General features: G+C 36.7%; 20 protein-coding genes. 7 read left to right on the top strand and 13 right to left on the bottom strand.

What is annotated here, in order from left to right; genetic code table 11:
- Window positions 1-123: 123 nt before the first annotated feature.
- On the bottom strand, window positions 124-636 hold the full coding sequence (locus BUA76_RS06670) for a hypothetical protein (RefSeq protein ID WP_072884000.1): 513 nt from the start codon (window positions 634-636) through the stop codon (window positions 124-126).
- 118 nt (window positions 637-754) lie between these two features.
- On the opposite strand from BUA76_RS06670, the gene BUA76_RS06665 reads away from it, so the two are divergent.
- A complete protein-coding gene (locus BUA76_RS06665) occupies window positions 755-2,449 on the top strand; it encodes a glycoside hydrolase family 3 protein (protein WP_072883999.1) in 1,695 nt (564 codons plus the stop codon).
- Window positions 2,450-2,488: 39 nt separating this feature from the next.
- Window positions 2,489-3,637 carry an N-acetyl-alpha-D-glucosaminyl L-malate synthase BshA gene (gene bshA / locus BUA76_RS06660; RefSeq protein ID WP_072883998.1) on the top strand — a complete coding sequence of 383 codons (1,149 nt, stop codon included), beginning with the start codon at window positions 2,489-2,491 and terminating at the stop codon, window positions 3,635-3,637.
- A 236-nt stretch (window positions 3,638-3,873) separates the two neighbouring features.
- Here the strand turns inward: bshA and BUA76_RS06655 are convergent, their stop codons facing one another.
- Complete coding sequence (locus BUA76_RS06655; protein WP_072883997.1) at window positions 3,874-4,593, bottom strand: DUF6261 family protein; 720 nt, start codon at window positions 4,591-4,593, stop codon at window positions 3,874-3,876.
- Window positions 4,594-5,021: 428 nt separating this feature from the next.
- Between BUA76_RS06655 and BUA76_RS06650 the strand changes: the two genes are divergently transcribed.
- The 3 genes from BUA76_RS06650 to BUA76_RS06640 are packed head-to-tail and all read left to right on the top strand — an operon-like array spanning window position 5,022 to window position 7,026.
- Window positions 5,022-6,287: a DUF2851 family protein gene (locus tag BUA76_RS06650; protein WP_072883996.1), complete on the top strand. Its 1,266-nt coding sequence runs from the start codon at window positions 5,022-5,024 to the stop codon at window positions 6,285-6,287.
- A gap of 1 nt (window position 6,288) precedes the next feature.
- On the top strand, window positions 6,289-6,510 hold the full coding sequence (locus tag BUA76_RS06645; RefSeq protein ID WP_029297636.1) for a PspC family transcriptional regulator: 222 nt from the start codon (window positions 6,289-6,291) through the stop codon (window positions 6,508-6,510).
- A gap of 3 nt (window positions 6,511-6,513) precedes the next feature.
- Window positions 6,514-7,026: an N-acetyltransferase gene (locus BUA76_RS06640; RefSeq protein ID WP_072883995.1), complete on the top strand. Its 513-nt coding sequence runs from the start codon at window positions 6,514-6,516 to the stop codon at window positions 7,024-7,026.
- Window positions 7,027-7,030: 4 nt separating this feature from the next.
- Here the strand turns inward: BUA76_RS06640 and BUA76_RS06635 are convergent, their stop codons facing one another.
- On the bottom strand, window positions 7,031-7,810 hold the full coding sequence (locus BUA76_RS06635; RefSeq protein ID WP_072883994.1) for a peptidase associated/transthyretin-like domain-containing protein: 780 nt from the start codon (window positions 7,808-7,810) through the stop codon (window positions 7,031-7,033).
- A 22-nt stretch (window positions 7,811-7,832) separates the two neighbouring features.
- On the bottom strand, window positions 7,833-8,570 hold the full coding sequence (locus BUA76_RS06630; RefSeq protein WP_072883993.1) for a carboxypeptidase-like regulatory domain-containing protein: 738 nt from the start codon (window positions 8,568-8,570) through the stop codon (window positions 7,833-7,835).
- A 181-nt stretch (window positions 8,571-8,751) separates the two neighbouring features.
- Between BUA76_RS06630 and BUA76_RS06625 the strand changes: the two genes are divergently transcribed.
- Window positions 8,752-11,892 (top strand): UvrD-helicase domain-containing protein, encoded by a 3,141-nt coding sequence (locus BUA76_RS06625; RefSeq protein ID WP_072883992.1) that lies wholly within the window; start codon window positions 8,752-8,754, stop codon window positions 11,890-11,892.
- An 84-nt stretch (window positions 11,893-11,976) separates the two neighbouring features.
- Here the strand turns inward: BUA76_RS06625 and BUA76_RS06620 are convergent, their stop codons facing one another.
- The 7 genes from BUA76_RS06620 to folE form a co-directional block, all read right to left on the bottom strand.
- Window positions 11,977-12,483, bottom strand: coding sequence for a ferritin (locus tag BUA76_RS06620; RefSeq protein WP_072883991.1), 507 nt, complete (start codon window positions 12,481-12,483; stop codon window positions 11,977-11,979).
- Between the two features lie 122 nt (window positions 12,484-12,605).
- The gene (locus tag BUA76_RS06615; protein ID WP_072883990.1) at window positions 12,606-13,058 is read right to left on the bottom strand and encodes a hypothetical protein; all 453 of its coding nucleotides are present in this window, start codon (window positions 13,056-13,058) and stop codon (window positions 12,606-12,608) included.
- A gap of 358 nt (window positions 13,059-13,416) precedes the next feature.
- Window positions 13,417-14,430 (bottom strand): hypothetical protein, encoded by a 1,014-nt coding sequence (locus BUA76_RS06610; RefSeq protein WP_072883989.1) that lies wholly within the window; start codon window positions 14,428-14,430, stop codon window positions 13,417-13,419.
- 139 nt (window positions 14,431-14,569) lie between these two features.
- Complete coding sequence (locus BUA76_RS06605; protein WP_072883988.1) at window positions 14,570-17,221, bottom strand: 4-alpha-glucanotransferase; 2,652 nt, start codon at window positions 17,219-17,221, stop codon at window positions 14,570-14,572.
- A gap of 122 nt (window positions 17,222-17,343) precedes the next feature.
- Entirely contained in the window at window positions 17,344-18,510 is a 1,167-nt protein-coding gene (locus BUA76_RS06600) for a T9SS type A sorting domain-containing protein (protein WP_072883987.1), read from the bottom strand.
- A gap of 330 nt (window positions 18,511-18,840) precedes the next feature.
- Window positions 18,841-20,307, bottom strand: coding sequence for a cysteine--tRNA ligase (gene cysS, locus BUA76_RS06595; RefSeq protein ID WP_072883986.1), 1,467 nt, complete (start codon window positions 20,305-20,307; stop codon window positions 18,841-18,843).
- Between the two features lie 122 nt (window positions 20,308-20,429).
- Entirely contained in the window at window positions 20,430-21,095 is a 666-nt protein-coding gene (gene folE / locus BUA76_RS06590; RefSeq protein WP_072883985.1) for a GTP cyclohydrolase I FolE, read from the bottom strand.
- Window positions 21,096-21,192: 97 nt separating this feature from the next.
- Here folE and BUA76_RS06585 point away from each other — a divergent pair, with 97 nt between their 5' ends.
- On the top strand, window positions 21,193-22,347 hold the full coding sequence (locus tag BUA76_RS06585) for a hypothetical protein (RefSeq protein WP_072883984.1): 1,155 nt from the start codon (window positions 21,193-21,195) through the stop codon (window positions 22,345-22,347).
- Window positions 22,348-22,445: 98 nt separating this feature from the next.
- Here BUA76_RS06585 and metF read toward each other — a convergent pair whose 3' ends face one another.
- Entirely contained in the window at window positions 22,446-23,405 is a 960-nt protein-coding gene (gene metF, locus BUA76_RS06580; protein ID WP_072883983.1) for a methylenetetrahydrofolate reductase [NAD(P)H], read from the bottom strand.
- Window positions 23,406-23,738 carry an EF-Tu C-terminal domain-related protein gene (locus tag BUA76_RS06575; protein WP_072883982.1) on the bottom strand — a complete coding sequence of 111 codons (333 nt, stop codon included), beginning with the start codon at window positions 23,736-23,738 and terminating at the stop codon, window positions 23,406-23,408.
- Window positions 23,739-23,746 lie beyond the last annotated feature (8 nt).

Here is a 23,746-nt window from a genome sequence, read left to right as displayed (position 1 = left end):
GACTGATTACCAGATAAATATACAAAATACTCGCTAATATTACAACTTTTTTTAATAAAAAAAACCGCCTCAGTTGTGAGACGGCTTCTTTTTGTAATTATAAAAAACTGAAAAGATATGTTTTTAATTAACTTTGATTGTCGTTATTTTAGACTCATCAAGGTTATAATATTTTACTACTGCATTATAATCACTTGTATCAACTGCTGAAGCTCCTTTCGCAGGGCTTGCAGGAACCAAAACCACTCTGAAAGTCTGGTTGGTAAGATACTGTGATACCTCAGATGAAGTCATTGTTGTCTGATCAAAATTGGCTTCAGTGTAAATTTCTACATTTTGAGAATCAAACAAAGCATTGTAATCGAGTTCTCTTCCACCTGACAAAAAGTAAGTCTTAGGGATTAACTGCCAAGCATTACTTGCCGCAGGATCTCTTCTGTATATCAATACAACATCTGTATTTTGAATGTTAATCGGAACTGTAAAGGAATATCCGTTTGCATTGGTAAAGCTTCCACTCACATCTCTCATTTTAGGGTAAGTATCGCCGTCTCCCACAACGTTATCATTATCATCACAGCTGAATATAAATAAGCTTACAAAAGCTAACAGCAAAATTGGAAGATATTTTTTCATTTTATAAAAGTTTAGTTGTTCTTGTTATTTATAAAGCGTATTCAAATCATATACCAAAAAACTTAAAAACATTGTTTTCATCATCTTTTTAATTGTATTTTTGTTATTATTCAAAATTATGAAGAAACTGGTCTGTACATCAATCTTTATTATCTCATTATTCAGCCAAAAAATGGCTGCACAATATGTCCCGAAAAATCTTTCCAAAGAAGATATAAAAAAGGCGAATCACTGGGTTGATAAAACGTATAAAAATCTTTCACAAGATGAAAAGCTCGGACAGCTTTTTATCATTGCATTATACACCAACAAAGGTGAAAATGAGATCAATACCGTACGGAATATTGTTGTAAATGAAAAGATCGGCGGTCTTATCCTGATGCAGGATGACGCAGCAAGAGAAATTAATCTGGTTAATGAATTCCAGCAAAAATCCAAAGTACCGTTGATGATCGGGATGGATGCGGAATGGGGACTGTACCAGAGAATTGCCACAGCACACAAATTTCCCTGGGCAATGACCCTGGGTGCTATTCAGGATAAAAGACTTATTCACCAGATGTCTGCCAAAATAGCTGAAGACTGCCACAGAATGGGAATCAACTGGGATTTTGCGCCGGTTGTTGATGTCAACACAAATCCTGACAACCCGATTATCGGCAACAGAAGCTTCGGGTCTGAAGTAAGCAATGTTATCCGTTCTGCATCTGCTTATGCAAGCGGGCTTCAGGACAATACTGTTTTAGCGGCCATTAAACATTTCCCCGGACATGGTGATACCAGTACAGATTCTCACCTTGATCTTCCGGTAATTTCCCACAATCTGGATAGGCTTAATACGGTTGAGCTTGCTCCTTTTAAAGCATTAATGAAAGAAGGTATCGGAGGCGTAATGGTGGCTCATTTATATGTCCCTGCATTAGAATCAGGAAAAGGAATTCCCGCTTCGGTTTCAAAAAATATTATTACCGGTCTGCTGAAAGAAAAATTAGGCTATAAAGGACTCATCATTACCGATGCATTAAACATGAATGCAGTGGCAAGCAAATACAAACCGGGTGAACTGGATGCAATGGCTTTCAAGGCCGGAAATGATATTATGCTTTTCTCCCAGGGTGTTGCAGAAGGAAAAAAACTCATTCAGAAAGCTATTGATAATGGTGAAATTCCGCAGTCCAGAGTTGAAGAAAGCGTTAAGAAAATCCTTCTGACAAAATATTTCTTAGGTCTTGATCATTACAGCCCGAAAAACCCTGAAAACATCAATTCAGATTTAAATAATGATTCTCATAAAACGCTGGTGCAAAATTTATATTTAAATGCTTTAACCTTATTGAAAGATGATAAAAAACTACTTCCCCTGAAAGGAAAAACAATCTATTATGTTCCTTTGGAAGAAGCGCCTTACCAGACCTTTGTTAATGAAATGGGTTCGGAATTGATGGTTAAAAAAGCAAATGAAATCAATACGATTCCTGCCAATTCTACCGTGATTATCGGATTGCATAAAGATAATTCAACCGCCTACAAATCGTATAAAATCTCTGAGGCATCAAAAAAGGTTTTATCTGAGGTTTCAAAAAATCAGAATGTTATCTTAAATGTTTTCGGAAGCGCTTATGCCCTGAAAGATGTTGATCTCTCAAATATTTCAACGGTACTGGTTTCTTATGAAAACAATGACGATTCTATGACAGCTACAGCCAATGCTCTGAAAGGAAAAACAAAAATATGGGGCAGGCTTCCTGTTCTGGTAAATCAAAAATTAGAGGCAGGAATGGGAATTGACCTAGAGCCTGCGGCTGAAAAATAAAGTGAATATATATTTACAAAATCAAACAACAATACATCAATGAAAATAGGCATACTTTGCTATCCCACTTACGGAGGAAGCGGAATTGTAGCAACAGAACTGGGAATGTCACTGGCCAACAAAGGTTATGAGGTTCACTTCATTAGTAATGCACTTCCGGCGAGATTGGATATTACCAATCCGAATATTTTCTTTCACAGAGTAAATGTTCAGACCTATCCCCTGTTCCAGTATCAGCCTTATGACATTGCACTAAGCTCAATGATTTACCGTGTTGTGAATCTCTATAAGCTGGATCTCCTTCATGCACATTACGCCATTCCTTATGCGTATGCTGCATTTACTGCAAAACAAATGCTGAAGGAAGATCACAATGATATCCCATTGGTTACTACCCTTCACGGCACTGATATTACTTTAGTTGGGCAGCACCCAAGCTATAAACATGCTGTAGAGTTTTCCATTAACCAATCAGACGCTATTACTTCTGTATCCGAGAGTCTAAAAAAAGATACACTGCAGTTTTTTAACATCAAAAAAGAAATTCAGGTGATTACCAATTTTATTGATAACTCCGAATTTGATGAGCCTAATGACTGCCAGAGAACTCAATTTGCCAATCCCGATGAAAAGATTCTGATCCACGTTTCCAATCTACGGCCTGTAAAGCGGGTGGATGAAGTGCTTCAGATCTTTAAAAATGTACAGAAAAAGGTAAAATCGAGACTAATCATTATTGGTGAAGGTCCGGATATGGAGAAGGTTAATCAGTTCCTTGAGGAAAATCCGGAACTCATTTCAAAAATCCGTTTGCTTGGAAAAGTGAATGATCTCTACCGAATCCTTCAGCTATCCGATGTATTTTTACTGCCTTCGGAACAGGAAAGTTTTGGTCTCGCTGCACTGGAAGCCATGGCTGCTTATACACCGGTTATCAGCTCCAACGCTGGCGGGATTCCGGAAGTAAATATCCAGGGAGAAACCGGATTTTTAGCAGAAATCGGAAATGTGGAAGCCATGAGCAACTACACTATTAAACTGTTGAGCAATGAAGAGCTTTTAACCGAAATGAAAAAAAATGCAAAAGAACAGGCCATTAAATTCGATCTGAAAAACATTCTTCCGATCTATGAGGAAATGTACAGGACGACCATCGAAAATTTTAAAAATGAATTGACGAAAGTATAGGATTTTAGATCTAAAATACAGGCTGCATTATCGGAAATGCAGCCTTTTTTGTTTGATGCTATCATTTTAACATTAAGTTTTTTATAAGGTTTTAAGAAGAATTAGGCAAATAGCTTCGATATTCTATAAGAATTAATGCTTCATTTTTTGATTTCCCAACCTCAATTCCTTCTCACCTCTCACATCTAACTTCTCACCTCTTACTTCTAACTTCTCACCTCTTACTATTTAAAAATCTACTCCTGTGATAGTGCCTGCCGGTTATTCCCAGGCACACTCTTACGGTTTACTAACAATACATTATACTGATCCGTAAGCGCATTCAACTGATTAATAACGGTTGGGTACGGTAAAGGCGAGATTTCCACCAAGAGATGAAGCGCATCGATCCGGTCACGCAACGCATAATAGGCAGCATTCACCTCTTCCCTTTTGGTCTTAATGTTTTCCGGGTTGACATCTCCATATTCCTGGGTAAAGGAAAGACAGGTAGTATTGAACAGATCATTGACTGTTTTTATTTCATTGATCCATTCAGAAAGATTAAAGACAGCAACCGCATTTGTCAGTTCGGGCTTATTTTCCCAATCTCTGACAAGATTATTAAGTATAGCGGTTTTAGACTGGTAGTTTAAACAGGAGATTCCGATTCCGTACAAAGCCATATGGTCTAGAAGCAATTGTGCTTTTTGTTTTTTATCTGCTTCGGAATGACAAGAATGCTCCAGAAGAAAATAATAAATTCCGTTGATGGCATCATCCCTTCTTTCATCCAAAAGCAAAATATCCTGCGTTTTCTCATTGGCCAACGCTTTTTTATACAGGCTTTCCAGCTCGGAAATCTTGGTGTCGATCTGTAAGGCTGAAGGATTGTTCAGGGCGATAATTCCTGAGAAGTCTTTTACGTATTGCAGGTATTCTGCATTGCGGAGTAAATGTAGTTCAATTGTATTCATAATTTTTTGACATTATTTGCGTTTTTTATCCGGAAGACCTGTTGCGAGGGTGCAAGAAGGTTTCCCGCTTCAGGGAAAGCTTGTCGCAGGGGTGCAGCAACCGTTCCCGGTTTCCGGAAAGTTTCCCTCAAGGGTGTGGCAAACTTTCCGGAAGATTTAAATATTATTTGCTGTTTTCAGCCTGGCTTTTCAAGAAAGCAAGATGGTCTTTCAGCTGGACACGGGTACAGTTCCTAAAGACCTATTCAAATAATATTCAGCTAATTTACTATTTTTTTATATTCAAAAAATAGAAATTTTGTTGGAGTTTTTACAATTTTAATTCAGAGGGATGTAAAATATTTTGTTTAGATTTGATCCTCAGCTTTAGATTAGACTTAATAGTATTCTTATCCTAATAAGGACTTAGCAAAACACAAAAAAACACTATGAATGAAAAACTACTCCAATACCTTTGGAACCATAAGATCTTCAAATATATCGACTTCAGGGATATTGAAGGAAATCCCGTTGAAATCATAGACTTCGGAAAATGGAACACCGATTCCGGACCTGATTTTTTAGAGGCTAAAATTAAAGTCGGCGATGTTATTTTAGCCGGACATATAGAACTTCACATAAAATCTTCCGACTGGATCTTCCACCATCATTCTCAGGATCCGAATTATCAAAACATTATCCTTCATGCCGTTTTTGAACATGACATAGACATTAATGAGCTGAAGAATAAAAATATTCCGACATTGGAACTGAAGCACTATATTGATGAGAATATGCTGTGGAAATATGAAAAGCTGTTAAACGGAAACCAGTTCATTGCCTGCGAAAATAGCTTCGATTCAAAACATATTCCAGTCGGTTTTCATGAACAAAATATTTTGAGAAAGCTGAATGAAAAATCTAACGACTTCGAAAAAAAACTGAAAAAGTTTAAAAATAATTTTGAAGCGGTTCTATTCCATAGTCTGGCCTACTCGTTCGGGTTAAAGATTAATGCTGAGATTTTCAGGCAAATTGCAGAAAGCCTTGATTTTTCCATTATTCTGAAAGTCCGACAAAGCAGAATTCAGCTTGAATCGCTATTATTCGGGATTGCGGGATGGTTGGAAGATCCGAAAGATGAGGCTATGAAAATCTGGAAACGGGAATACGATTTTTTAAGAGCAAAGTTTGCTATACCGGATGTAAAAATTCACCCTAAATTTTTAAGGCTGCGTCCGCCTAATTTTCCCACCCTGCGTCTGTCCCAGCTGGCGGATCTGTATCATCAGCATCAAAATTTATTTTCAAAGGTTATTCATGCAAAATCCACGGAAGAATTGTTCAGTTTATTTAAAGAAATTAAAGCTTCGGAATATTGGGACAACCACTTCAATTTCGGAAAAATTTCCACGGTATATCAACCGAAAGTATTGAGCAGAGATTTTGTTGAACTCATCATCTTAAATACAATTCTGCCTCTGAAATACACTTATCATCAATATCAAAATGAAGAAATTGCAGACGAAGTGCTTGTTTTTTATAAGAATCTGCCTGCAGAAAAAAACTCGTTGATTGAAAGCTGGAGTAAAATGAATGTCAAAATTTGCAGTTCCCTTGAAAGCCAAAGTTTCATTTATCATTTCAATCATTTTTGTGTACAAAAAAATTGCTTAAATTGCAGTATTGGATTTACACTTCTAAAAGAATCTTAAAATGCTAGATAACATCCGCCACAAAATGGAGAGAGAATGGTTCGGTGTTCTTACGAGAACCGGCGCAAAACTGGGTATTCCGGTATCCAAACTCAGGGTATTCTTTATTTACTCTACTTTTGCTACGGCGGGATTTTTCTTTCTGATTTATCTCGGGCTGGCATTTACGTTATGGGTGAAAGATATTTTCATCACCAGAAGGCCTAATGTTTTTGATCTTTAAACTATGGAATTTTTACAGATTACTTCCCCGGAAGATTACAGAGTAGAACAGATTTACAGTTCATACTGCACCACTTTTTGTGAAGATGAAAGAAGAGACTGGGAAAAACTGGTTACTTTGTTTACCAATCCTAAAGTGAAAATCATATCCGTTCTGCACAAGTCAAACAATATAGGATACCTCATCCTTTGGGAACTCAGCACTTATACTTTTGTGGAGCATTTTGAAGTTTTTGAAGAGTTTAGAAGCCAGAAACTCGGTTCACACATTACAAAATATCTTTTTGAAAATTATCCCAGAATCATCCTGGAAATAGAACCGGAACATTTGAGTGAAAATGCGGCAAGACGCTATACCTTCTATCAGAGAAACGGATTCCATCTTATTGATGAAATGTATGTACAGCCCAGTTACGGAAAGGGTAAAAAACCACTGGATTTATGGTTATTATCCAATTACACCCCGGAGAATGTAAAAGATATTAAAGATGAAATTTACGACATTGTCTATCATTAATGTCTTAATATTTTCCAACAGAACTTTCTTTCAATCTTTCAACGAACACCGGAAGAGATTCTTCCATTCTTGATAAAGCACCAGTGAGGTTTCTAGCCCTTACAAACGTTCTTGTCTGTGGCTTGTCTAAAAATGAAAATTCAATAAACTCAGAAATTCTTTCTTTAGGAATGCCTTCTTTGATGAAATAATCATCTTCTATCCTTTCGCGGATCCATGCAATATCTTCCTGGAGGTCATCATATCTGTACTGTCCTTTCATTCGTCTTGCGTCTCCGCTGACGAGATCGTAAAGCCCCTGAATATTGAGATTTCCCAACAGAATAGGAAGCAATACCTGTTTTATATCTGCAGGTGTTTCCCTCATTTTCCCCACTGGCTCCGGAAGACCTACTGCATCTTTCACCATCTTTCCTTTATCAATTTTAGCCATCGCACGGGAATCTTTTTTAATATCGCCGGTAAGGTTGGCAATTTCCACTTCTTCGATCTGTTCGGCGATTCTTATCAGTTTAATTGAGGCTTTATTTTCTTTAAGATATTTTGCCTTTATGGAAGATCTTTCATAGCCGGAACGAATGAACCTAAGCTCATCTTCCGGTGTTGCTTCGATAGAAAAAGTACCGTCTAATGCAGTATAGGTCTTTTTCTCTGAAGAAATATTCATGATCATCACAGCCGGAAGCGCAACACCGTCTTCATCAGTGATGGATCCTTCCACTGTTTTTTGTGAAAATGCATGAAGAAAAGGAAATACTACAAAAATTAAAAGTTTTATTCTCATTACTTTTAAATTACACAGCAAATTACGGAGTTTTGTAAGCTGAAATTCTATTGAGTACGGCACTTTTAAACCTGTTCAGATCCGCTTCGGTAACATAGCCGTATTTAAGGATATTTTTTCTTTCAAAACCTGTTCTCAGAATATAAAGGATAAAATGCTGTATCTGTGCTTTTTCAATTTTAAGATCTTCAAAAAACGCTGTCCCGAGAGCGTTCTGGAGGTAATTCAGCAGATCCATATCATCCCATTTATTCTTGACTTTTCCAAGAGAAAATACACCTTTTGTTACCGGCTGTACAAATTCTCCCGCGCGGGGTGCCAAAACCGAGGGTGCTGATTTTTGCTTCATGTAGACAGCAAGATCACTTTTAAGTTTCTGGACTTTCCTTGGAGGATTGAGGTTTTTAGAATCAATTTTTATATCTCCTGTAATTTCTTTCTTCAGCTCCACTTCTGCAATAAGTGTTGGCGATCTCATGAGTGTTACATTAACAGGTGCGCTGATGTTTTCTTTATTGATTCTTCTGTTGGCCCTTTCGTAGCCGTTTTTTACAAACCGAAGCTCATCTCCTGCTCTTCCGGATATCATGAAATGGCCGTCACGATTGGTTGAAATTCTTTCATCGGTTCTTATATTAATGACCGTTACATCGGAAATTTCGTTATTATCTTCAGTGGTTACCTTCCCGAAAATATAATCCTGGGCCTGAATATTGATGAAAAGAATGGTAAATAAGACAAAAAGTAGTTTAATTTTCACGGAAAGTTTTTTATTAGAGCAAAACTATAATTATTTTTAAATATTTCGGGAAGTTTAACCACAGTTAACGTGTTTTAGCATTTCTTTTTGATTTATCGCTTTAAAACTGTTAAATCCGTAACTTAATTTGTTAAAATTTCACTTAAAAATTAAGTAACTTGCACATTGAATTCCACTCGAAATGCAAAATTCTTATACCGTTATCAATGCTTCAGCGGGCTCGGGGAAAACCTATGCGCTGGTGCAGCGGCTTTTGATGATCTGTCTCCGGTATCCTAATCAACAGCAGTCGATCAGGAATATTCTAGCGTTGACATTTACCAATAAGGCAGCCAACGAGATGAAGGAAAGAATTCTGACATGGTTAGGAAAGTTCTCGTCCGATGATTTCGCGGAAAATGGTGACCTTAAAAATATCCAGAAAGCGTTTGAACTTGAAGGCATCAAGATTACCATTGACGAACTTCATATCCGAGCAAAAAAACTGCTGGATTATGTTCTTCACAATTATTCCACGCTGAATATCGGAACCATAGACCGCTTCAACTCCAGACTGGTGAGAAGTTTTTCTTATGAGCTTGGACTGGCTAAAAATTTCAATCTTGAAATTGAAGCCGAACCCTTCCTTATTGAAGCCGTGGATAAAATGCTTGACCAGATCGGGGAAAATGAAGTAATTTCCGAATCGTTCATGGATTATGTAGATTACAGCCTTGAGAATAATGAAAGGATTAATTTAAATAAAAGCCTGTACGATTCTGCGAAAGAATTTGTAAAGGATATTCATTATGAACATCTGAAAAACAATAAAGATTTCGACAGCACGAATTACGAAAATATTAAAAATACGCTTCGTAAAGAAATTGTATTCAACAAAAAACAGGCGAGTGATCTTGCTGCAAAATCGATAGAATTATTCAAATCGAAAGGTATTGAGGTTGAAGATTTTGCGCAGGGCAAAAATGGAATCGGCGGATTTTTTACTAAAGTACTGGATTTTTACCAGCAGAAAAGAACCGGCTTCCCTTTTCCTACAACTGCAGAAGAATCCGTTGTAAACAATTACCGAAAAGGTGCGGCAACAAAATCAAAAAACAAGGAAGGTGATATTTTAGAAATTCTTGATCAGCTCCTGGAAAACAGGATGCAGCTCATTCTTCTGTATATTGAAACGCAGAAAAAAGAAAAAATCCTTTCTGCACTTCTCCCACTGAAAGTAAATAAAGACATTCAGGACGAGCTGAGAAAGATCGAACAGGAAAATGATCTTGTGCTATTGAGCAAATTCAATATTCTGATCAATGAAAACCTTAAAAACGAACCTTCTGCTTTTATCTATGAAAAAGTAGGCTCGCAGTTTCAGCATTATTTTTTCGATGAATTCCAGGATACGTCTGAGCTTCAATGGCAGAATTTCCTTCCTTTGAGAGATCATTCTATTTCTACGGAAAACACATCATTCACACTGGTTGGAGATCCAAAACAGAGTATTTACCGCTTCCGGGGCGGAGAAAGCAAACTGATGCTTGATATTATCAACAAAAAAGAAGTTACCCCGAAGGAAGCCGAACTTCTGGTGCTGAAAGACAACTGGCGGAGCGCCAAAAATATAGTCCGCTTCAATAACGATCTGTACCGCTTTCATTCTGAAATCTTAGAAGAAGAGCATAAGAATATTTTCGGAACAGATGCAGAACAGACTCCGAGATCTTCCATGGAAGGCCGTGTAAAAGTCAATTTAATTGAAAATCTCACGAATGAAGATTTTTACAATGATACTTCCGAAAGGATGCGGAAAGATATCCAGGAAAGTCTGGACAATGGTTTCAGATTTTCAGACATTACCATTCTCTGCCGCGGGAATTTTGATATTTTCAGCTATTCCCAGAAATTAGGAAATCTGAAGGTAAATTATAAAGGAGAGGAAACCAATATCAAGACCATTTCTGATAAAGGTTTAACCTTAGAGCTTTCCAATACGTTAAAAGCCGTGATCGAATTCCTGAAATGGGAGGTCAATCCAAAGAATAAACCCAACCTGATTATGATGATGTATTATCTAAACCAGCTGGGAAGAATTCACATGGCAGATTTCACCCTGGAAATGAAAGCAATTCTTGATCTCATTTCCCATGAAGAAACTTTGGATTTTATCCAGAACAAGTATGCTTTAAAGCTTAAGCAGGATCATTTTCCGAGGTTTAATCTTTATAATTTTGTGGAATATTACATCAATGAATTCTCTGTTGAAAATAAAGAAACGGATTTCCTGCTGAATTTTCTGGAAATGCTTTTTAATTTTACCCAAAATGCCGGTGCAAGTACAAAAGAATTCCTGAAATACTGGGACGAAGAAGCTTCCACCTACACCATCCAGGCATCCGAAAATATTGATGCGGTACAGATCATGACCATCCATAAAGCTAAAGGCTTGGAGTTTCCTATCGTATTTATCCCGATGATGAATAAAAACCGTGATGCAGAATTTACCAACTGGTTTGAAACGTCAAAAGATACGCCGCTAAAGTCGGTCAATATTAATCAATTCAGTAAAAATCTGGAAGTGTATGATGAAGAAATTGAAAAATTCAACAGACAAAATTCATACAAAAACTTTGTAGACCGGCTTTGCCTGCAGTATGTTGCCACAACACGTCCCGTGGAACAGCTGTTTTTCTATATTCAGAAAGCCAACAAAACTTCAAACAATCTTGAGCTGCTGGAGTTTCTTCAGTCGAAAAATCCTGAAAATCTTGATGAATTTGATCTGTATGAGGTTAATCCTGAAATGCTGAAAAAATATTCGAAAGAAAAAATTTCATCTTTTAAAACCAAGGATATCCGGGTTCTGAAAAACATCAGCGAAAGCAATACTTCGATAAAAATTGCGACTCCTTCCAGGAATTATCAGGTAAGAAATGAAAAGGTAAGAATCGGGCTTTTCGTGCATGAACTTTTATCTCAGATCAATACCGCTAAAGATATTTCTAAAGTTCTGGAATGCTATATTCTAGAAGGCCAGGTAACTATTGAGGAAAGCCGTAGGATACAGTCGGAACTTGAGAACATCATAGAAACGCATGCCGAATTCTTTAATGAAAAATGGGAAGTTATCAACGAAAAAGATATTATGATCTCCGAAAACGGTGAAAGTAAAGTGTACCGGCCCGACCGTATTCTGAAAAGTAAGGAAGGCTATATTATTGTTGATTTTAAAACGGGAGAGGAATCTTCCAAGGATGAACGGCAAATTGATAACTATAAGAACATTCTTGAAAAACTGGGAAAAAAGGTATTGAAAACAAGGTTGATTTATTTGTAAATTAATCACAATCAAAAACATAGAATGAATTTTCGGCGGCACCTTTGGTGCCGCCGAAAATTTATATCATTAAGGCCATTCAACTTATTCTCCTTTAGGATTAAAAACCCTTTGCGCCAGTTCCTGGTCAAAAAGGTACAATGCTGAAGGATTATCAGATACCATCTTAATTTTCGTTACCAGCTGGGAAGCACTCGCCTCTTCTTCTACCTGTTCATTAATAAACCACTGTAGAAATGAAGTGGTGGCAAAATCTCCCTCATCATTGGCATTTTTAACGATATTGAAAATACTTTTTGTTACTTTTCTTTCGTGTTCCAGTGCTTTTTCAAAAATATCAATTGCTCCAAGGAATTCATGTGGAGGCTTAGGAATTTCACCGATGATTATTTCTCCTCCCACATCATTAAGATAATCAAACATTTTATCAGCATGCATTAATTCTTCCTTGCTCTGCACTCTGAAATAATTGGCAATTCCATCCAGATCTTTTCCTGAAAACCATGCGGACATTGACAGATAATATTGTGCAGCGTACTGTTCGTGAGCTATTTGTTCATTAATTAATTTTGCAATTTTTTCGCTAACCATAGGTATAAATTTACATTCAAAATTAGGGAATTAACTCTTAAAACAAAAGTTTTAGTAAAAAAATAATAAAAAGGGCAGGATAACTCCCGCCCTTCAACACATTAAAAAATCAAAATTATAAACTACTTTGTTGCATCCGGAGCTACCGTATTCATTGGCTTATGCATTCTGGCTCCTCTCTCTTTCATCGCCATTCTTCTTTGCTCCATTTTAGCTTTTCTATCGGCCTGCCATTTATCATATTGCTGAGGCGTTAAAATCTGCTTCATTTCAGCATCCATCTGAGCTCTTTTAGCTTTCATCTGCTCTGCTCTTGCCTGTCTTTCCCCCTTATTCTTTTCAAACTCGGTTTTCATTTCAGCTTTTCTTTTATCATGAAGCGCTTTAATCTTATCAACCTGTGCCTGATTCAAGTTTAAATCTTTCTGCATCTGAGCCATACGTTCCTGCTCTTTTTGCTGAAACTTCTGATGCATTTCAGCTTTCTTTGCCTGTCTGTCCTGTGGAGTAGTCTGTTGAGCCATTGCAAAACCTCCGAATCCGATAAATGCTACCGTTAATACTAATTTTTTCATATTACAAATTTTTAAATATTTCTTTTTATATCTTTTTGATGATTAGTTAAAATAAAAGTTAAACAGAAAATATCACAATTATTGTTAAAATTTAATACAAATAATTCAACAATGAAACACTTAAAAAGGCAGGTTTATAAAACCCGCCTTCACACCACTTAAATATAATATATGAAAATCTATTATTCAATTATTCTTTCTATATCTTTTTGATAATTAGTTAAAACAAAAGTTAAATACAAAATATTATAATTATTGTTAAAATTAAATACGAATATATCAATCATCCAAAAAGATGTAAAAAAGAGCAGATTTATAAAACCTGCCCTTCACACCACTTAAATATAATATATGAAAATTAATTCTTCGCAAATCCGTTTCTGAAACCGCCGTTACCTCTTTTTTCACCACCATTATTCTGCTGTCTTGGAGCGGTATTTTCACTTCTTCTGAAACCTCCTTCATTTCTGAAGCCTCCGTTACTTTCTCTTTTAGGAGTCTCTTCTCTTCTGACCTCTCCCCCTCTGAAGCCACCACCTCTATTACCATTATTTTCAGCTCTTGGAGCACGGAATCCACCCTCATTTCTTACACTACTATCATTACCTCTGAAACCTCCGTTATTTCTCGGCGTATTACCATTATTTCTGAAACCTGAATTATCGTAACTCTTATTTCCAGCATTATTATTGCGGAATCCTCCATTATTGCCATTGCTGCCATCTCTCACAGACCCGCGGAATCCATTATTTGGCCTGTCGCTTGATCTTACAATATTAAAGGTAGGATTATCCATTCTTCTGAATTTTGCCCTGTCCACTCTGTAAATATTGATATTTACATTTCTGTATCTTGGTATCGGTCTGCAGATTGCCGCATAATGTGTTCTTCTGTAATTCTGGAAATATACTACCGGATTGTATCCTCTGTAATAATTATTCTGAAATACTACAAAAACTCTTGGACCCATAATTCTCTGTAGAGCATAAAATCGGTCATAATACCATCTGTCCGGATTGTATCTGTAGAATCTGTTCCATGATGAAAAACTTACATACAGATTATTCAGTCTCAGGATCTGATCGATTTGCCATGGATTCAATCTGTTTTGGGTAAAGAATACGTTCCAGTTGATGTTAACGATACTGTTTCGGTAATCGTTGTAATTACTCTGGTAATAATTCTGCGGATAATAATCCTGTGGATAATTGTAATAATAATCATCCGGGAAATAATTCTGATCATCTTCGTCGCTGTAATAGCCACCATCATTCTGATAATATCCGTCATTGTCGTATCCGTAATCCGGATACTGCTGAGCAAAGGAAAATACTCCGAGACTCAAAGCAAAACCGATCAATATTTTTTTCATTTTTAAAGCCGTTAATTGGTTAATAATATAGTAGAATTCTTGATTCTATCTTTTTGATATAAATAGAAAAAAGAAGTTAAATCTTTCGATAAAACTTCTTTTAATTATACATTAATAAATTGATAATCAATTGTTAAATTTACAACCTTCCACTATCTTTGATCCAATACGCTATCTTTTTATTAAAGTCAGCTTCATGCTTTAAGTCTTCCAGTTTAAGGTGCATACGGTATCTCCAGTAATGTGGAAAAACGGCAGGATTGTTAATTCTTTCGTTATCCATTTCAATATTAGCCAATCGCTGATCGGTTGCCAGAAATTCCTGTATCGGGAAAATCGCCAGCATTGCATCGTTGTAAAGATGTTGCTTCATAATAATTTCAGCAAGATAAGGATCAAGATTTTCCGGTGCCTGTCCGTACTGGATCAGCTGAAGATTAAAATACTGCTGAGTAAGTGCAGAATTTTCTTTCCACCATTGCCTTAATGTGGAACTGTCGTGAGAAGATGCGGTTACCACATTCAGATACCCTGCATTTTTAGGATTATAGAAAGGAATGTTATCGGAGGGCATTCTCTGGACCTTCAAAGCAACAATTGCCAGTTCATCCATCACTACCGGAACACAATCCGGAACAAGCCCCAGATCTTCACCGCAAATAAGCATCTTGGTTGCATTCAATATTACAGGTAATTTTTCCATGGCTTTTTCATACCAAAGATGATCCTGCCTTTTGAAGAAGTAATCGTGGTACAGATCGTAGATTGCTTTCTTTTCCCAATCTGAAAGGTATTTGTATGATTCTGTTTTGTAGACATTAAATCTTGGATGATAAACAACCTGCCCGTTCCTTTCTTCGATTAAAAATAAAACATTGGCGCAAAGCGATATAAGCTGATTTTCAATTGATCCGCGAGGATTTTTTTTGAAGAAATCCGACAATTTTCTTTGGGTATTGAATTCTTCTTTAAAGGAATAAGTACCATCGTAATTATTGTTGATAAACTCAAGCGCTTTCCCATTTTCTTCCCCAAAGTAATTCCAAAGAATTTCATCGTTGATATAAGGTTTACAATACCTGTCGAAATTAAAAGGAATATGCCATCTGCCGAATTCTTCGAGCGTAACGGGAACCGCCGGATAAAAATATCCTAAAATTCCCTGTGTAGCAGAAATAGGCATTCTCCAGATTCTGAAAAATCCTAAAATATGATCAATCCTCATCGCATCAAAATACTGCTCCAATGCTTTGAATCTGTTTTTCCACCATTTGTAGTCATCCGCTTTCATAGCTTCCCAGTTATAGGTTGGAAACTCCCAGTTCTGGCCCAGCTCTGTAAACTGATCCGGCGGTGCTCCTGCCTGGAAATCCATTCCGAATAATTCAGGCTCCGTCCAGGCTTCTACTGAATATCTATAAATCCCGATTGGCAGATCTCCTTTTACAGAAACACCAAGTCTATGCGTATAGTCAATTGCCTCTTTCAATTGCCTGTGTAACTGATACTGCACCCATGCATGAAGCATGGAAGCATCATAATCCTTACTTTTTGCGCTAAAAAAAGGTGCAATTTTTCCGGCTATATACTTTTTATGCGTTTTCCACTCGTTGAAATTCGGGGTTTTATATTTATCTCTTAAAACACAGAACGCAGCGTAAGGAATCAGCCAGGATTCATTGTCTTTAATAAATTTTTTAAAGTTCCTGTCTTTATAAATTTTCTCTTTATCAGCATCAAAAACCGCTCTCAGGTATTTCCATTTTCCTGAGATCATTTTCTCATAGTCGATTAAATCAAGCGCATTCAAACCTGATTTTTCAGCTTCATATTCAGCAAAAAGATGTTCAGGCAAAGGAAAATCCAGTTGTTCCAGAGAAATATACTGCGGATGAAGAGCATAGACGGAAACCGCCGCGTACGGATAAGAATCTGTCCAGGTATAATTTGCGGTAGTATCGTTGATCGGAAGAATCTGAATAATTCCCAGATTGGTTTCTTTTGCCCAGTCTGCCAGTTTTTTAAGATCTGAAAATTCTCCTACGCCAAAGCCGTCATCCGTTCTCAAAGAAAAGATAGGAACAGCAACCCCTGCATCGTGATACATCTGATAAAGCTTGAATTTAAAGTAATGATCCGAAACAACATGCAAAACATCTTTGGATTGATTGGGAAGTGCAAAGCGGTTTTCGCCTGCTTCAACATCAAAAACTTTTCCGGCAGCCTTATCGTAAAGACAGTATTTGTACTGAATAAATTCATTTTCAGGAATTTCAACTGAAGTTTCCCAGATCCCAAAATCCGTCTGAGATAAATGAATTGCTTTATTATAGTCCCAATTCCCTAAAGAGGCTGTGCTTCCAAACAGCACAATGATCCAGTCGGGATTATAGATGGGCACTTCAATTCTGAATAAATGAGTATGTCTTTTTAAAACCGATATTTTTCCGGGTTTAAATGTATTCAGCTTATTATAAAGTATTTTATTATTAAGATAATTTTCAGGGAAATTCTTATTGTTCCACTGATCGAAAATGACAAATTCTTTATAATTATGGGGAAAATTCAGACGGTGTGGAACAAACTCTTCACGCAGCATATTTCCTTTTTCATCTATCACCTGATATTGATAAGAAATAGATTTTGAAAAGTAATCCACTTCACATTTCCACTGTCCGTTTTCTTCATAAAACATAGGATGCGTCTGCGAGACAGCATTTTCTTCGCTGATAATCAGCTGAAGCCTTTCTCCGACTTTCGTACTGTAACCTACATTAAAGTATATCTTCATTTACATTTTTTTATAAAAATACATTATAATATCGAAAAATAAAACTTATTGAATATCAAATATTCATTAAAAAAACCTTCTCAAATATTTTGAAAAGGTTTGACATATTGTAAAGATGATGATTATTCTGTCACCACGATTTTCTTATTGAGCAGTACTTTTCCGGATTCATCGCTAATATTTACGAGATAGGCTCCGCTAACAAGATTTCCGAGGTCAACCTGCTGTCTCAAAAATCCGTCTTTTACAGATAAAGACTGCACGAAAACATTCTTGCCGGAAAGGTCGAAAACATTCAGTTTTACAGCTCCTTTTACCGATTTGTCATTAATCGTAATGTTGATTAATTTTTCATTTACTCTTGTAGGATATAGATCAATGTTTGCGAAAGCATTTGCTGAAATTGCTTTGTCATTCGCAAAATACTTACTTGCAAGATCGTAAATATGAAGATTCTGCTCGCCCGGAAGCTGTTTAGCCTGCAGCGTATTCAGGTCAACTTCGTATAATGAGCCACCTTTTGCACTGGCAATAACAACATTTCCTTTTGAATTGACCGCAGAGCCATTTACCGAATAATTATCAGGAATTCCGGCAATTTTACCAACAAATCTGGCTTTCAGTTCTTTCGTCAAGACTTTAAATACATTTCCTGACGCAGAAAAAACATAAAAATTACCTTCTGCATCAGCAATCATATCACCACCAAAACCGGTTTCCATGATTGTGAAAGAACTTTTGCCATTGGCAGAATCATCCGTAATAATACCAAGATCAGTTACCGAATATTGATTTCCCGATTTGCTTATTTTAATAAACTGCGTACCGACATTGTTGATTGCATAAATACTTCCATCATAACCTGTTGCCATTCTTGTAAAATGAGAATTGATATCGCAGGCTGTTACTCTTGCCACGTTATTCTCAATCAATGTTATTTCGCGGGATTTTGCATTTAAAACATAAATATTGGAGGAAAACATTGGCATATAAACCAGATTATTGTTGGAAGCATCATAAGCCAGAGTCGCCATATTCACAGCCTGGGCATTGTTATAGGTATTCTTATCTTCCGTAACCGCACCGTTTCTGGTTTGTGAAAAAACTTTTGCAGAAGAAGTGTCCGTAAAAATTGTTTCTCCTGAAGTTCCTTTGTTTGCATCAACAGCACGGAAATCATTAAAGATAATATTCGGTGAGTCTTTGCCGACAAGCGCAAAAAAATCCTGCTGTGCAGATGCATTAATACCGATAAATAGCAAGAATAAAGGGAATAGATGTTTTTTCATAGTTTATAATTTTAAATTTTTAATCATTTTATTATGACTAAGTTACACATTTTTTGAATTGATTTAAAAAAAATTTAGATTGAAAATAAAGTTTTAAATTAATTTTGAATCATTAGGAAATGTATTCTGCTCTTCGTTATTAAAACAGAATTCAGATATTACATGAATGTTTCTTCAGTATGCAGGCCAATTTCGTTCGTAAAATTTCATTTTATTCAGAATGAATTAACATAAAAAAAATCCCGCAGATTTTACAGATTGTGCAGATTTTGAATCATCTGCTAAATCCGCAAGTCTGCGAGAAATATATGTAAGGTAAAACTTTAAACTTTAATTCAAAACGTACGTTGTTCCGTCTCTTCCGTCTTTCAGCTCGATACCTTCCGCAAGAAGCCTGTCACGGATCTGGTCTGAAAGTTCAAAATTTTTTGATTTTCTAGCCTGATTTCTTAATTCAATCAAAACCTTCAGCGTCTGATCCAGTTTCTCATTGTTATTTTCTTCAATCGCCTGAAGTCCCAAGACATCAAATATTAAAGCATTTAAAGTAGATTTTAAATCTTCCAAGTCTTTCGTTGAAATTGTTTCTTTTCCATCATTTAAAGCAAAAATATATTTTACCGCTTCAAACAAATGAGCGATAAGAACCGGTGAATTAAAATCATCGTTTAATGCATCGTAGGCTTTATTTTTCCACTCTTCAAGATTAAAACCGGATTGTTTTTCGTCGTTCGGAGTAACGGATTGTAAAACTTTCATGGCTTCCATTAACCTGATAAAGCCTTTTTCACTGGCCAGCATCGCATCATTGGAAATATCAAGAACACTTCTGTAATGAGCCTGCAGGAAGCAGAAACGTACAATCGACGGATGGAAAGGCTTTTCAAAAAAATCATTTTCACCGGTTACCAGCTGCATTGGCAGAATATAATTCCCTGTGGATTTACTCATACGCTGAGAGTTCATGGTCAGCATATTGGCATGCATCCAGTAGTTTACCGGAGCCGCATCATTGCAGGCTTTTCCCTGTGCGATTTCACACTCGTGGTGAGGAAATTTCAAATCCATTCCGCCTCCGTGAATGTCGAAAGTTTCGCCTAAATATTTGGTGCTCATTGCCGTACATTCCAGATGCCATCCCGGGAAACCTTCTCCCCAGGGAGAATTCCATCTCATGATGTGCGCAGGCGAAGCTTTTTTCCAAAGAGCAAAATCCTGGGGATTTTTCTTTTCTCCCTGCCCGTCCAGATCACGGGTATTGGCAAAAAGTTCTTCAATATTTCTTTTTGATAATTCACCATAATTCAGTCCTCTCCTGTTGTATTCCAACACATCGAAATAGACGGAGCCGTTGCTTTCGTACGCGAATCCTCTTTCTATTAGTTTCTGTGTAAGTTCGATCTGCTCCACGATATGACCTGTTGCGGTGGGTTCAATATTAGGAGGCAGTAAATTGAACATTTCCAAAACTTTATGAAAATCTACCGTGTATTTCTGCACGATTTCCATCGGTTCCAGCTTTTCCAGCCGAGTCTGCTTTACAAATCTGTCGTTGTTAACATCGCCGTCGTCGGTAAGGTGGCCTGCATCTGTGATATTTCTAACATATCTGACTTTGTACCCCAGATGTGTAAGGCTACGGTAAATGAAGTCAAAAGAAAGGAAAGTTCTTACATTTCCAAGATGGACATTGCTATAAACCGTCGGCCCACAGACGTACATCCCGACATTTCCTTCTAAAATGGGTTTAAATATTTCTTTTTCGCCGGTAAGCGAGTTGTATATTTTTAGTTGCATAATTTAATTAAAGTTTAAGATTTAAAATTCAAAATTTCATAACTAGCTTTAACAACAAATAATTGTTGCAATAAAAATTTTATCAGAAACTTTTTTAAATTTTATCATTGTTTACATTTCATTTAATCCAATTTTGCATGGCTTCCTACATAATGAAGGAATTCCTGTCGTGTAATAGGATTGGTTCTAAAAATACCACTTAATTCTGCGGTAATGGTAGAGCTTGCGGTATCTTTTATGCCCCTGCAATTTACACAAAGATGTTTTGCATCAATAATACAGGCTACATCTTTTGTACCCAAAGCTTCTTTTAATGCATCTACAACCTGCATGGTGAGCCTTTCCTGAACCTGCGGCCTTTTTGCATAATAATCCACGATCCTGTTGATTTTTGAAAGACCGATTACTTCGCCATTGGAAATATAAGCAACGTGCGCTCTTCCGATAATCGGCAAAAAGTGATGTTCACAGAATGAATATACGGTAATATCTTTTTCCACCAACATCTGGCGGTATTTATATTTGTTTGAAAAAGTAGAAATTCCCGGTTTATTTTCAGGAAGAAGTCCGCCAAAAATTTCGTTAACATACATTTTGGCAACCCTTCGCGGGGAATCTTTCAAAGAATCATCCGTCATATCAAGTCCGAGTGTTTCCATGATTTCTCCGAAAAGCGCTGTAATTTTTTCTATCTTCTCTTCCGGTGATTTATCAAAAGCATCTTTCCTGATCGGCGTATGTTCTTTTCCAGTGAAAATATCATCGTCGTTATCCGTAAAATCAACCATTTTTATTTAATTTGCACAAAAATACGGATAAAATCTGTTCATCATATTTAATTTAGCCGAAAAACATTATCTTTCGCCGCCAACATCACATTACGCTATGATTATTGCTGAAGAAGTACAAAGCAAAGCCCGGAAAAGGGAATTTTTAGAATTTCCGTCAAAACTTTATCAACAAGATCCCAATTATATCAGACCTTTAGATAAGGATATTAATGATATCTTTAATCCTGAAAAAAACAGATTCTTTAAAAACGGAGAATGCGCCCGGTTTTTGTTTAAAAACAAAGAAAATGACACCGTAGGAAGAGTTGCCGTTTTTGTCAACAATTTTTACGAACAGCAGCAACCGACCGGCGGAATAGGGTTCTTTGATTGCATTAACGATCAGGAAACAGCCAATTTCATTTTTGATTATTGCAAAGAATGGCTCCAAAAAAGAGGTATGGAAGCCATGGACGGATCCATCAATTTTGGAGAACGCGATAAATTCTGGGGTGTCTTAACGGATGGCTTTGAGCAACCTCTTTATGGAATGAATTATAATTTTCCTTATTATAAAGCGCTTTTCGAAAATTACGGATTCAAAACCTATTTTGAGCAGCTCTGTTTTTCAAGACCTATTTTTGCGGAGGTTTCACGCGTTTTTATGGTTATGCATGCAAAGCATCAACGAAATCCTGACATTTCGGCTCAACCCATGAAAAAGAATGCCCTGAAAAAATTCGCAAAAGATTTTACGGAAATTTACAATAAAGCCTGGGCGGCTCATGGTGAAGGAAAATGCATGGAAGAATCTAAGGTACTGAAAATGTTTAAAACCATGAAACCCATTATTAATGAGCATATTTCATGGTTTGTTTACGAAAATGAAAAGCCCATAGCCATGTGGATGAATATTCCCGATCTGAATCAATGGTTTAAATATATGAACGGAAAATTTGGCTTTTTTCAAAAACTTAAATTCTTATGGGTAAAAAGATTTAAGAAAAATGAAAAAATGGTAGGTCTTGTTTTCGGGGTGGTTCCGGAATGGCAGAGGAAAGGGATTGAAGGCTATATGATCTGGGAAGGGACACAGCATTTAAGAAAACATACTGATTTTACAGTCACGGAAATGCAGTGGATTGGGGATTTCAATCCTAAAATGATTAAAATTGCGGAAAATCTTGACACCACGGTGACAAGAAAACTGGCTACCTACCGGTATTTATTTGACCGGAATCAGGAATTTGAAAGGCATCCTATTTTATAATTTGATTTGGTTTCGGCGGCTTCGCCGCCGAAGCCAAATCAAATCAAAAGAGTTCTGCAAAAATGCAGAACTCTAATCAAATATTTATTTTCAGTTTATTAGAATAGCTCTCCCGCTACTTTCTTAATATTATCACTTTTCCCCATGGAGTAAAAATGCAGTACCGGAACGCCGAAATCCAACAATTCTCTGCATTGAGTGATTGCCCATTCTATCCCGATCTGTTTTACAGCTTCGTTATTTTTTGCGTTTTCAACTTCATTAATAAGCTCCTCCGGAAGATCGATTTTGAAAACCTGCGGAAGAAGTTTCAAATGCTTCTTGGTTGCAATTGGTTTGATTCCCGGAATAATAGGAACATTAATATCCATTTCCCGGGCCTTGTTTACAAATTCTATGAATTTTTTATTGTCAAAAAACATCTGCGTGACGATATAATCCGCTCCGGCATCTACTTTTTGTTTCAGCCATTTTAAATCGTAATTCATGGAAGGCGCTTCAATATGCTTTTCGGGATAACCTGCAACGCCGACACAGAATTTATTGTGCTCGTCGCACTCCTGGTCTTCATTGTGAAGATATTTTCCTCTCCCCAGATTGTTGATTTGGTGCACGAGATCCATCGCGCTCGTATGACCACCTATAGTTGGCTCAAAGTACTGATGCCCTTTCATCGCATCGCCTCTCAACGCCATCACGTTATCAATTCCAAGATACATACAGTCTACTAGAAGATATTCTGTCTCTTCTTTGGTAAAACCTCCGCAAAGCAGATGCGGAACGGTGTCTACATTGTATTTATGCTGAATAGCGGCACAGATTCCCAATGTTCCGGGGCGCATCCTGGTAATTCGACGCTCCATCAAGCCGTTTCCTTTATCAATATAAATATATTCTTCTCTTGAGGTAGTCACATCGATGAAAGGCGGTTTGAATTCCATTAAAGGATCAATATTTTTGTAGAGGTCTTCGATCCCGATGCCTTTTTGAGGCGGAACGACTTCGAGCGAAAATAAGGTTTTTCCGTTTGCGTTTTTTATATGGTCGGTGATTTTCATTTAGCTTAAAATGTTGTTTTTTAAAGTTTCGTTTTTAATTTTTAAAATTTCTCCAACTCCAATAATTTTTGCCCCTTCAAGGAATTCAAATTTTACTCCTTCATATAATTTATTTTTAAAAAGGTGTGGAGACATTAGTGTTATTTCAGCTTCGACTTCTTCACCAGGGAAAACGCATTCTTTATTAATGAAAACTTGTCTTCCGGATGATGTTGATTTTTCAAAATCAAACCTTACTTGAGGCCTATAACCGGATTGAACAGGGGTCATTCTTCCTCCTTCGTCATATGTTTGGTATTTCAAATAAGCAATAAAGTCGAAATCGTCTTTCATTATTTTAA

It is taken from the genome of Chryseobacterium takakiae (assembly GCF_900129385.1).
GTDB classification, from domain to species: domain Bacteria; phylum Bacteroidota; class Bacteroidia; order Flavobacteriales; family Weeksellaceae; genus Chryseobacterium; species Chryseobacterium takakiae.
The sequence above is the reverse complement of the archived record's forward strand: the minus strand, read 5'-3'. Positions and strand labels throughout refer to the sequence as shown.